This is a genomic window from Micromonospora sp. NPDC051924 (assembly GCF_055586005.1).
In genome coordinates this window covers 157051-167999 of sequence record NZ_JBVJJA010000013.1, presented here as the reverse complement: position 1 = coordinate 167999, position 10949 = coordinate 157051, and the positions used below count along the sequence as shown (strand labels likewise).

The window sequence follows — 10949 nt, the reverse complement described above, 5'->3', positions numbered from 1 at the left end:
TAGTAGAACAAAACGGAAAAACCAAAGGAGATGGGGGTGGAAAGAGGAACGAGAAGCCAACCCCCCCCCCCCCCGCCCCCCCCCCCCCGCCCCCCCCCCCCCCCCCCCCCCCCCCCCCCCCCCCCCCCCGCCCGGCCGTCAGGCCCAGAGCTGTCCTTCCAGGGCGTCCTCGGCATCCGCGAGGGTGCCGCCGTACGCCCCGGTCGAGAGGTACTTCCAGCCGCCGTCGGCGATGACGAAGGCGACGTCGGCGCGGCGGCCGGCCTTGACCGCCTCGTGCGCCACCGCGAGGGCCGCGTGCAGGATCGCGCCGGTGGAGAAGCCGGCGAAGATCCCCTCCACCTCGACGAGCTGCCGGGTCCGCAGCACCGCGTCCCGGGTCCCCACCGAGAAGCGCCGGGAGAGCACCTGCGCGTCGTAGAGCTCGGGGACGTAACCCTCGTCGATGTTGCGCAGGCCGTAGACCAGCTCGCCGTAACGCGGCTCCGCCGCGACGATCTGGATGCCCTCGACCTTCTCCCGCAGGTAGCGTCCGGTGCCCATCAGCGTGCCGGTGGTGCCCAGCCCGGCCACGAAGTCGGTGATCGTGGGCAGATCGTGCAGCAGCTCCGGCCCGGTCGTCTCGTAGTGTGCCCGGGCATTCGCCTCGTTGCCGTACTGGTAGAGCATCACCCAGTCGGGGTGCTCGGCGGCGATCTGCTTGGCGGTGGCGACGGCCTGGTTCGAACCGCCGGCGGCCGGCGAGAAGATGATCTCCGCGCCGTACATCCGGAGCAGCTGGACCCGCTCGGTGGAGACGTTCTCCGGCATCACGCAGACCAGCCGGTAGCCGCGCAGCTTGGCCACCATGGCCAGCGAGATGCCGGTGTTGCCGCTGGTCGGCTCCAGGATCGTGTCGCCCGGCCGGAGCTGGCCGGCCGACTCGGCCGCGCGGACCATGAACAGGGCCGCCCGGTCCTTGATGCTGCCGGTCGGGTTCCGGTCCTCAAGCTTCGCCCAGAGCCGCACCGGCGGCGCCCCCTCGGGCACCGTCGGCGAGAGCCGTGGCAGTCCGATCAGGGGCGTACCGCCGCACGCGTCGAGCAGGCTGTCGTACCGTGCCATGGCGACCGCCCTCAGCGGGCGGCGACGGCCGCGCGGTGGCCGGCGATCGCCGCGGCGGCCGCGAAGCCGAACGCGCCGCCCGCCACGGCCGGCAGGATGGTGACGCTGTCACCGTCGTTGAGCTTGGCGTCGAGCGCGCCGAGGAAGCGGACGTCCTCGTCGTTGACGTAGACGTTGACGAACCGGTGCAGCACGCCGGCGTCGGTGACCAGGCGGCCCTTCAGGCCGCCGTGCCGGGAGTCCAGGTCGGTGAGCAGGTCGCCCAGCGTGTCGCCGGTGCCCTCGACGACCTTCGCGCCGCCGGTGTAGCTGCGCAGGATGGTGGGGATGCGAACCTCGATGGCCATGATGGTGCTCCTTGTTCGGGTCGTGCCAGGTGACGGGAGAGAGAACGGTGTGCCGGCGCTGGAGTGATCAGCGGTCGGAACACTCGTAGTCGACCGTCGCCGGGCTCTGCCCGAACATGTAGGACTGGACGGCGTGCGGGTCCACGGCGGCATCCACGATCTTGACCGGCTCCTCGGTGACCACGCCGTCGACGATGCGGAAGGAGCGGATCTCCTCCGTGTCGGGCTCCCGGGTCGAGACGAGCAGGTAGTGCGCTCCCGGCTCACCGGCGAAGGAGATGTCCGTACGGGACGGGTAGGCCTCCGTCGCGGTGTGCGAGTGGTAGATGACGACCGGCTCCTCGTCGCGGTCGTCCATCTCCCGCCAGACCCGCAGGTGTTCCATCGAGTCGAACTCGTAGAACGTCATGGAGCGGGCGGCATTTTCCATCGGGATGTGCCGGATCGGGGTGTCGCTGCCGGCGGAACCGGCGACCACGCCGCACGCCTCGTCCGGGTGGTCCCGACGCGCGTGGGCGACGATCGCGTCGATGATCGACCGGTCGATGCTCAGCACGCGGACCAGCCTAGCGCCCGGGGTTCCGAGGTGGCGAGGTGGCGACCGTCACGGCTCAGTCGATCAAGGCGTTGAGCAGGGATTCCTGCAGATATCCGAGATACGCGTAGACCGACAGTTGGAACACCCGGCTCGAGGTGGGGTCCTCGGCCACCGCGTCGTCGAGTTCCTCGCCCAGGTCGGTGCCGTCCTTGATCTCCAGCCGGACGCCCATCGCGAGCCGGGCGTCGTTGAGCGCGCGCAGCCACGCCTCGGCCGCCTCGGCGTCCAGCCGCACCTCGCCGCCGATCTCCCCGTCGGGCAGCGCGGCGAGGATCGCACCGGCCTGATCGATCTTGGCGGTCTTGAGGTCACCCTCGGTGTAGCGGCGGAACTCGGCGGTGCTCGCCGCGTCCTCCGGGTAGACCTCGGGGAAGAGCCGGCCGACCACCGGGTCGCCGTGGTCGAAGCCGTCGGTGAGCAGGCCGACCACCTCGGAGGCCACCTTGCGCAGCACCCGAACCTCGTCCACCGCGAAGGTGGCCACGTAGCGGTCGCCGTGGCGACGGAACATGCTCACGACCGGTCCACCGTCGCCCAGAGGCCGTACGCGTGCAGCTGCGACGCGTCGTGCTCCATCCGCTCCCGGGCCCCGCTGGAGACCACCGCCTTGCCCTTGTGGTGCACGTCCAGCATGAGCTGCTCGGCCTTCTCCCGGCTGTATCCGAAGAGCTTCTGGAACACCCAGGTCACGTACGTCATGAGGTTGACCGGATCGTCCCAGACGATCGTCACCCAGGGCCGGTCGGACGCCGGCACCTCGTCGGTGTCCGGCGTCTCGACCGGTGCAACCTGTGGAGCCGCCATGCCCCCCATCGTGCCACCGGATCCGGGGAACCGATGAACCGGAACGGCGCGCCGACCCGGATCACCCTCCCGGGCCGCGTACGGCGGCCCGTTCGACCGCTCCACGGCCCCCACCTCAGGCCAGCAGGATGCCGTGTTCGACCGCATCGATGACCACCGCAGCCAGCGAGAGACGGATCACCTCGAAGTGGCGGGACACCTCGCGGGACAGCTCCAGCTCCACCTCGCGCAGCGCCCGTTGGGCCCAGGACCGCGCGACGTTCGGGTCGTTGTTGCCGGGGGCGCGCCAGTGCTGCCAGCAGCCGCCGGAGAGCGCCACGCCGACCGGCGGCAGCACCTCGTCCCGCTCCGCGCCCGGGAAACCGGACAGCGCGTCGAACGCCCCGCCGCCGGTCAACCCGGCCACCCCGGCCGTGCTGGTGACCAGGAGCACCCGGTCCAGCTCGCGACCGGCGGGATGGTCGGCGAGACCCCACCGGACCGCGTGCGTGATCCGGTGCCGGACCCCGTCGGCCAACGGCGCCCCGAAGACCCGCGCGGCGGTGTCGTCGAGAATGCCGCGGACGGCCTCGTCGCACTGGGCGGTGGCGAGCAGCGACAGCGCCTCCATCTCCCGGTCGAGCAGCGCCGGCAGGCCGGCGCAGCCGACCCCGAAGACGATCTCCTGCACCACCCGCAGGTGGATGTTGGCCAGCTCCAGGGCGAGGTGCTGACGGATGCGCTGGGCGCACGAGCGGGCCTGGCGGTCCAGCCGCTCGGCGAGGTCCCCGGGGTCGAGCCCGGGCCGGACCGGGACCCGGCCGTGCGCGCCGGGCGGCTCCGGCGGCCGGATGCTGGCCCGCCGCAGCCCCTCGCCCGCCGCCCAGCCGACCAGCGCCCGGCGCAGGGCCGCGTGGTCGGCCTGCCGGACGGCGTACCAGCGGGCGTCGGCCAGCCGGGGCACCGCCGACAGCAGGGCGGCGCGGTGTGCCGCGAGGGAGACCTCCACCGGGTCGACCCGGCGCCCGGGCGGACGCGGCAGGGACCGGCCCGGGCGTCCGACCGACGGGACGTACGCACCCGCGCCCTCCGTAGCCGTCGGCCCGTCCGCCGGGGCCGCCCAGCCGGCCACCCCGGGGGTGACCGCGAACAGCACCTCGACCCGGGTCCGGGCGAGTTCCGCCAGCAGGTTCAGCTCCGCCGCGGTGAACGCCTGGTCGGCGGAGATCACGAAGAGCAGCGCGCCGGCCCGGCCGGCGGCGTCGAGCAGCACCCGGCCGCCCGCGACGCCGAGCGAGCCGGTGTCCGGCGTGTCGAGCACGGCGAAGTGGCGCAGCAACGGGTCCGGCAGGCTCAGTTCCACCCGGCGCGGCGGGCGGGCCAGGGCCGGCCCGGCGGCGAGCGGGTCGGCGCCGTACGAGTGCGGCTGGCGGTAGCCCGGCACGTAGGCGGCCCGGGTCGGCACCCGCCCGTGGTTGACGAGCAGGTAGCTGCCGTCGGGGGCGGCCAGCATCCCGGGCTCCAGCCCGAGCAGGGCGGCGAGCAGCTCGCGCCGGCCGGCGCCGGCCGGACCGGCGACGACAACGGCCAGTGGCTCGTCCGGGGCGGGGTCGGTCACCCCGAGCCGGGTGGGCAGGGGCGCACAGCGTGGCGGCTCGGCCGGCCCGCCCGGATCGGGCACGTCGATCGAGCGGAGAGGGCCCGGCTTCATCAAGCGGCCTCCCGGTAGGGCGACCGGGTTGCGGACCGGTCGCGTCGGGGACATCCGTGGTGGCAGAAGAGTACGGGTGTCGGGAGTCCGACACCGAACACCGCTAATACTCACGAGTAATCGACAGATTACTCAACTTCGCTCCGTAACGATATGGGCGCGGACGGATTACCGTCGATATGCTGCACCGATGAGTCGGTGGGACTTCGTCGGCCGAAGGGACGAGCTCAACCGTCTGTTGTCGGCGGTCGGCGGCCCCGAGGGGCGCGGGTTGCTTCTCAGCGGCAGCGCCGGGGTCGGCAAGAGCCGGCTGCTCCGGGAGGGGATCGCGACCCTCCCCACCGACCGGTACGCGATCTGGTCGGTCTCGGCCAGCGCCACCACGGCCGCGCTGCCCTTCGGCGGCCTCGTCCAGGTGCTCCCGGCCGAGCAGCCGCAGGGGCTCTCCCCCGCCGGCATCCTGCGGTGGGCGGTGGACCTGCTCCAGGAGCAGGCCGCCGGCCGACCGATCGTGCTCGCGATCGACGACGCCCACCTGCTCGACCCGCCGTCGGCGGCGCTGGTCCACCTCATCGCGCGGGCCGAGAACGCCACCGTGATCGGGACGCTGCGCAACGGGGAGCAGATCCCGCTGCCGATCCGTGCGCTGTGGACCGACGACCTGGTCGACGTGGTCGAGTTGGCGCCGCTCGGCCCGGCCGAGACCACCGGGCTGCTCGCCGCGATCCTCGGCGGCCCGGTCGACGCGGGCACCTCGGAGCGGCTGTTCCGGCTCTCCGCGGGCAACCCGCTGCTCCTGCGCGAACTGGTGCTGGCCGCCTCCGGTGGCGACGAGCTGAGCCGGACGTACGGCATCTGGAAGTGGACGGGCCGGCTCGAGCTGGCGCCCAGCCTCAACGACCTGATCGACACCCGGATCGGCCGGCTCACCCCCGGCGTACGGTCGGTGGTCGAGCTGGTGGCGTTCGGCGAGCCGCTCGGCCTGCAACTGCTCCAGCGCGCGGTCGACCCGTCGGATGTGGAGACCGCCGAGGAGCGCGGACTGATCACCATGGTCCACGACGACCGTCGGTTGAACGTCCGGCTCGCCCACCCGCTCTACGGCGAGGTGATGCGCCGGCAGTGCCCGGTCAGCCGTACCCGCCGGCTCCAGGCCACCCTGGCCGAGCTGCTCGAACAGGTCGGCAAGCGACGCCGGGACGACCTGCTCCGGGTGGCCGTCTGGCGCCTGGACTCGGGCACGGCGCAGGATCCGGCGCTGCTGCTCGACGCGGCCGCCCAGGCCTTCGGCCGGTACGACGTGCCGCTGGCGACCCGGCTGGCCCGCGCCGCCCTGGAGGCCGAGGGCGGCTCCGACGCCGCCGAGCTGCTCGCCACCATCCTCATGTTCGGCGACCGGCCGGACGAGGCGATCCAGGTGCTCGACTCGGTGGGCGCCGAGGTCACCGACGACCGGCGGCGCAGCCGCTGGCTGACGGTACGCGGCATGGTCAGCTACTGGGGACTCAGCCGTGAGTCGACGGTGGAGGAGATCGCGGCGCGCGCCGCCGAGCTGACCGACCCGGCCGACCAGGCCCGGGTCCGCGCCTTCGAGGCGATCATGCGGTTGCACGGGCTGCACACCGGTGCCGCGCTGCGGCTCGCCCAGGCGGTGCTGGACCGACCGGCCGCGCCGGTGGCCGCGCGGGAGCTGGCCCGGTGCACGGTGGCCCACCTCCAGGCCGCGCAGGGGCAGTACCAGCGCAGCGCCACCGCCATCGCCCGGGTGCAGGCCGAGGCGGCCCGCTGGCGTGACGACATGCCCTACCTCCAGCTCGCGATGGAGCTGGCCCGGGGCACCCGGCTGGCCCTCTCCGGCGACCTCGCCGGCATCGACGCGATCGTCGCCGACGAGTTCGCCGACCTGGCCGGCGCGGGGGACTTCCGGCTCGGCACCGGCTACCTGGCCATCCTCCAGGCGTACGCGGCGCGACTGCGGGGACGCAGCGACGAGGCGCTCAAGACCAGCCTCGGTGCCTGCGCGGTGCTCGCCACCAGCCGGGTGTACGCCGGCCTGGCGCACGCCGAACGGGCCCAGGCGGCGGCGTGGCGCGGCGACGCGACGCACGCGGCAGAGGCGATGGCGGAGGCCGACCGTACCCACGCCCCGGGCATGGCGGTGCTGTATCCCTGGCTCGAACAGGCCCGGGGCGCGGTGCACGGCGCCACCGGTGACCTGCCGGCCGCCACCAAGCACCTCTGCGCGCTGGCGGACCGGCTCCGCGAGGACGGCTTCGCCGGCCACGAGCTGCTGGTCCTGCTCGATCTGGTCCGGTTCGGCCAGTCCGGCGCGCCGGTCGGTCCGACCTGCACGGACGGCGGGCGGCGGACGGTGGCCCAGCGCCTGGCCGAACTCTCCGAGCGGGTCGACGGGATCCTGCCCCCACTGGTCGCCCGGTACGCCCGCGCGGCGGTCGACTGCTCCCCCACCGAACTGCTCGCCGTCGCCGACGGGTTCGCCGCGCGCGACCTGGTCGTGCACGCCGCCGAGGCGACCGCGATGGCCCTGCGCCACGCGGGGCGCAGCCGGGACGCCGCGACCGGTCCGGCCCGGGAGCGGCTGGCCGAGCTGCTCCGCCGCTGCGACGGGGTCTCCACCCCGGCGCTGCGGGCGCTCCGGCCGGCGCTGAGCGAGCGCGAGTGGCAGGTCGCCCGGCTCGCCGCCGAGGGCGCCACCAGCCGGGCCATCGCGGAGCGGCTCTACCTGTCCAGCCGCACCGTGGAGAACCACCTCCAACGGGTCTACAGCAAGCTCGGGGTGGCCGGCCGGGCCGAGCTGCGGGCCGCCCTGCGGTCCATGCCAGGCCACGACGGCACGGATCCGCTGTGAACTCTAGGCTGGGGGCGTGAGCACCCTTCGCCCTGCTTTGCTGACCGACCACTACGAGCTGACCATGGTCAGCGCCGCCCTGCGGGACGGCACGGCCGACCGCCGCTGCGTCTTCGAGGTGTTCACCCGGCGGCTGCCGGCGGGTCGCCGCTACGGGGTGGTCGCCGGCACGGCCCGGCTGGTCGAGCTGATCCGGGAGTTCCGGTTCGACGCCGAGGAGGTCGACTTCCTGCGCCGTACCGGGGTGGTGGACGACCGGGCCGCGGAGTGGCTGGCCAACTACCGCTTCACCGGCGACGTCGACGGGTACGCCGAGGGTGAGCTCTTCTTCCCCGGCTCCCCGATTCTCACCGTCTCCGGCAGCTTCGCCGAGTGCGTGGTGCTGGAGACGCTGGTGCTGTCGGTGCTCAACCACGACTGCGCGGTCGCCGCGGCGGCCGCCCGGATGGTCACCGCCGCCCGCGGCCGGGCACTGATCGAGATGGGTTCCCGCCGGGCGCACGAGGGGGCCGCGGTGGCCGCCGCACGGGCGGCGTACCTGGCCGGGTTCCGGTTCACCTCCAACCTCGCCGCGGGTCAGCAGTACGGCATCCCCACCGCGGGCACCGCCGCGCACGCGTTCACCCTGCTGCACGACGACGAGCGGGCGGCGTTCGCCTCGCAGGTCGCCACGTTGGGCAAGGACACCACCCTGCTGGTCGACACGTACGACATCAGCCAGGGCATCCGGAACGCGATCGAGGTCGCCGGGCCGGAGCTGCGGGCGATCCGGATCGACTCGGGGGACCTGACCGTCATCGCCCAGCAGTCCCGCGAGCTGCTCGACTCGCTCGGGGCCACCGAGACGAAGATCATCGTCTCCGGCGACCTGGACGAGTACTCCATCGCCACGCTCGCCGCCGAGCCGGTCGACATGTACGGCGCCGGCACCGCCGTGGTGACCGGCTCCGGCGCGCCCACCGCCGGCCTGGTCTACAAGCTGGTCGAGGTCGAGGGGCGGCCGGTGGTCAAGCGCTCCGAGCAGAAGGCCACCATCGGCGGCCGAAAGGTGGCCGTCCGCCGACACAAGCCGACCGGCACCGCCACCGAGGAGATCATCGTGCCGCAGGGCGTGCCGGACCGGCAGCCCAACGACCGGTTGCTCCAGCGCTCCTTCGTCGTCGAGGGCGAGCCGGTGGCGCTGCCCACCCTCGACGAGTCACGGGAGCACCTACGGCTGTGCCTGATCTCCATCCCCTGGGAAGGTCTGAAGCTCTCCGGCGGCGACCCGGCCATTCCGGTGACCGTCGTACCCGCGGACTGAGGAAGGACCGTACCGATGGGCAACGCCCTGATCATCGTCGACGTGCAGAACGACTTCTGCGAGGGCGGGTCGCTCGCGGTGGCCGGCGGGGCGGGCGTGGCGGCCGGCATCTCCCGGCTGCTCGCCGCCGAGCCGGACCGCTGGGACCACGTGGTGGCGACGAAGGACTACCACATCGACCCCGGGGTGCACTTCGGCAACCCGCCGGACTTCGTCAACACCTGGCCCCGGCACTGCGTGGTGGGCACCGCCGGGTCGGAGTTCCACCCCGACCTGGCGACCGACCGGGTCGAGGCGATCTTCCACAAGGGCGAGCACGCCGCCGCGTACTCCGGTTTCGAGGGGCACGGCCCCGAGGGTGAGTGCCTGGCCGACTGGCTGCGCCGGCACGACGTCGACCAGGTCGACGTGGTCGGGATCGCCACCGACCACTGCGTGCGGGCGACCGCGCTGGACGCCGCCCAGGAGGGCTTCCGCACCACCGTGCTGCTCGACCTCACCGCCGCGGTGGCCCCGGACACCCTGGACGTCGCGCTGCGGGCGTTCGACGGCGCCGGCGTGACCACCATCGGCGAACCTGTGATCAGGACCGCTTGACGAGGTAATTGGTTGCGGCTGTCGTACCCCCGGTCGAGGATGTCGGCCGGAGGTACGGACCGTCGTGAACTTGAAGCCTTACCGGGAGGCGCTCGCCCTGCCCGGTCTCCGGTCGCTGCTGCTGGTGTCGGTGCTGGCCCGCGTCCCACTCACCGCCACCGGGGTGACGCTCACCTTCCACGTCGTGCTGGACCTCGGCCGGGGCTACGGCGCCGCCGGCCTGGTCGGCGCCGCGTCGACCGTCGGCGCCGCGCTCGGCTCGCCGCTGCTCGGCCGGCTGGTCGACCGGCGCGGGCTGCGCCCGGTGCTGCTGCTGACCACGCTGGCCGAGGGCGTCTTCTGGGTCGCCGCGCCGACCCTGTCGTACCCGGTGCTACTCCCGGCGGCCTTCCTGGCCGGGCTGCTCGCCCTGCCGGTCTTCTCGGTGGTCCGCCAGTCGGTCGCCGCGCTGGTGCCGGCCGAGCGGCGTCGTCCCGCGTACGCGCTCGACTCGATGTCGGTGGAGCTGTCGTTCATGGTCGGCCCGGCGCTGGCCGTGGCCCTCGCCACCGCCCTCTCGCCACGCATCACCATGTGGGCGGTCGGGGCCGGGATCGTCGCCTCGGGGATCGGGTTCTGGCTGCTCGACCCGCCCACCCGCAGCGCCGACGAGCCGGCCGGCCCGCACCGGAAGGTGCCCCGCCGCGAGTGGCTCACGCCCCGGCTGCTGGCCGTGCTGGCGGTCAGCCTGGCCGCCACCCTGGTGCTCGGCGGCACCGACGTGGCGGTGGTCGCCGTGCTGCGGGCCGGCGGTGAGGTCGGCTGGACCGGCGCCGTGCTGACCGCCTGGGCGGTGGCCTCGCTGGTGGGCGGCTTCGCATACGGGGCGGTCACCCGCTCGTTCTCGCCGCTGGTCCTGATGGCGACGCTCAGCCTCACCACGATCCCGGTCGGGTTGGGCGGGGCACACTGGTGGCTGCTCTGCCTCGCGCTCGTCCCGGCGGGTGCGCTCTGCGCGCCCACCATCGCCTCGACCGCCGACGCGGTGAGCCGGCTCGCCCCGGCCGGCGTACGCGGCGAGGCGATGGGCCTGCACGGCTCGGCGGTCACCGTCGGCATCGCCCTCGGCGCGCCGCTGGCCGGCGCGGTGATCGACGCGTCGGCCCCGCTGTGGGGCTTCGCGGTCACGGGCGCGATCGGTCTCCTGGTGGCCCTGGCCGTGCTCCCCGTCGAGCTGCGCCACCGCCGCCAGTCCGTCGCCCCCACCCCCGACCCCGAACTGGCCACCGCCACCGCCTGACCCACCCCGCCCCCCGGCCTCGCACCCGAGGCCGGGCCAGACCTCACGCGCCGGGCCGACGCAGGCCTCACGCCACGGATCAAGATCCACACAATCTCGGCGAGCTGGCGGTCTTCCCGCGCACGGAAACCGCAACCTCGGCGATATCGCCCCGCCCCGCTCCACCCCGCTTGCGGAAAGTGGGTATGTCCGGGCGACCGGAAGGGCCGACCCGCCGCACGGCGCGACGTGACCGGCGCCAGCCGCCCACGCCCCTCCCCCGACCGGCACCGGCCAACCAACAAACCCGTCGTCCCGACCACCAGACCAGCGTGTGATCAAGAGGTTTGCGTCGGATCAGCCCCCGATTCCGACGCAA

10 protein-coding genes are annotated in these 10949 nt (G+C 73.8%); 4 read left to right on the top strand and 6 right to left on the bottom strand.

The window, feature by feature from the left end; all coding sequences use genetic code 11:
- Window positions 1-138: 138 nt before the first annotated feature.
- The 6 genes from ACZ6S5_RS13435 to ACZ6S5_RS13410 all read right to left on the bottom strand — a co-directional run bounded on the left by ACZ6S5_RS13435 (window position 139) and on the right by ACZ6S5_RS13410 (window position 4543).
- Window positions 139-1104 carry a PLP-dependent cysteine synthase family protein gene (locus ACZ6S5_RS13435; RefSeq protein ID WP_466000307.1) on the bottom strand — a complete coding sequence of 322 codons (966 nt, stop codon included), beginning with the start codon at window positions 1102-1104 and terminating at the stop codon, window positions 139-141.
- An 11-nt stretch (window positions 1105-1115) separates the two neighbouring features.
- Entirely contained in the window at window positions 1116-1451 is a 336-nt protein-coding gene (locus ACZ6S5_RS13430; protein ID WP_466000306.1) for a MoaD family protein, read from the bottom strand.
- A 67-nt stretch (window positions 1452-1518) separates the two neighbouring features.
- Window positions 1519-2007: a M67 family metallopeptidase gene (locus ACZ6S5_RS13425; RefSeq protein ID WP_466000305.1), complete on the bottom strand. Its 489-nt coding sequence runs from the start codon at window positions 2005-2007 to the stop codon at window positions 1519-1521.
- Window positions 2008-2062: 55 nt separating this feature from the next.
- Window positions 2063-2560 carry a DUF2017 domain-containing protein gene (locus tag ACZ6S5_RS13420; protein WP_466000315.1) on the bottom strand — a complete coding sequence of 166 codons (498 nt, stop codon included), beginning with the start codon at window positions 2558-2560 and terminating at the stop codon, window positions 2063-2065.
- 2 nt (window positions 2561-2562) lie between these two features.
- The gene (clpS, locus tag ACZ6S5_RS13415) at window positions 2563-2853 is read right to left on the bottom strand and encodes an ATP-dependent Clp protease adapter ClpS (protein ID WP_111242404.1); all 291 of its coding nucleotides are present in this window, start codon (window positions 2851-2853) and stop codon (window positions 2563-2565) included.
- 115 nt (window positions 2854-2968) lie between these two features.
- Window positions 2969-4543 (bottom strand): P-loop NTPase family protein, encoded by a 1575-nt coding sequence (locus ACZ6S5_RS13410; RefSeq protein ID WP_466000304.1) that lies wholly within the window; start codon window positions 4541-4543, stop codon window positions 2969-2971.
- A gap of 190 nt (window positions 4544-4733) precedes the next feature.
- Between ACZ6S5_RS13410 and ACZ6S5_RS13405 the strand changes: the two genes are divergently transcribed.
- The 4 genes from ACZ6S5_RS13405 (at window position 4734) to ACZ6S5_RS13390 (ending at window position 10591) form a co-directional block, all read left to right on the top strand.
- Window positions 4734-7412, top strand: coding sequence for a LuxR C-terminal-related transcriptional regulator (locus tag ACZ6S5_RS13405; RefSeq protein WP_466000302.1), 2679 nt, complete (start codon window positions 4734-4736; stop codon window positions 7410-7412).
- Between the two features lie 16 nt (window positions 7413-7428).
- On the top strand, window positions 7429-8715 hold the full coding sequence (locus ACZ6S5_RS13400) for a nicotinate phosphoribosyltransferase (RefSeq protein WP_466000301.1): 1287 nt from the start codon (window positions 7429-7431) through the stop codon (window positions 8713-8715).
- 15 nt (window positions 8716-8730) lie between these two features.
- Window positions 8731-9312 (top strand): isochorismatase family protein, encoded by a 582-nt coding sequence (locus ACZ6S5_RS13395; protein ID WP_466000300.1) that lies wholly within the window; start codon window positions 8731-8733, stop codon window positions 9310-9312.
- A 64-nt stretch (window positions 9313-9376) separates the two neighbouring features.
- Window positions 9377-10591 carry an MFS transporter gene (locus tag ACZ6S5_RS13390; protein ID WP_466000299.1) on the top strand — a complete coding sequence of 405 codons (1215 nt, stop codon included), beginning with the start codon at window positions 9377-9379 and terminating at the stop codon, window positions 10589-10591.
- Window positions 10592-10949: the final 358 nt, after the last annotated feature.

What these genes read in the sequence shown, in the direction of transcription:
- ACZ6S5_RS13435 (WP_466000307.1), bottom strand. Translation starts at nt 1,104, where the DNA reads ATGGCACGGTACGACAGCCTGCTCGACGCGTGCGGCGGTACGCCCCTG.
- ACZ6S5_RS13430 (WP_466000306.1), bottom strand. Translation starts at nt 1,451, where the DNA reads ATGGCCATCGAGGTTCGCATCCCCACCATCCTGCGCAGCTACACCGGC.
- ACZ6S5_RS13420 (WP_466000315.1), bottom strand. Translation starts at nt 2,560, where the DNA reads ATGTTCCGTCGCCACGGCGACCGCTACGTGGCCACCTTCGCGGTGGAC.
- clpS (WP_111242404.1), bottom strand. Translation starts at nt 2,853, where the DNA reads ATGGCGGCTCCACAGGTTGCACCGGTCGAGACGCCGGACACCGACGAG.
- ACZ6S5_RS13410 (WP_466000304.1), bottom strand. Translation starts at nt 4,543, where the DNA reads ATGAAGCCGGGCCCTCTCCGCTCGATCGACGTGCCCGATCCGGGCGGG.
- ACZ6S5_RS13405 (WP_466000302.1), top strand. Translation starts at nt 4,734, where the DNA reads ATGAGTCGGTGGGACTTCGTCGGCCGAAGGGACGAGCTCAACCGTCTG.
- ACZ6S5_RS13395 (WP_466000300.1), top strand. Translation starts at nt 8,731, where the DNA reads ATGGGCAACGCCCTGATCATCGTCGACGTGCAGAACGACTTCTGCGAG.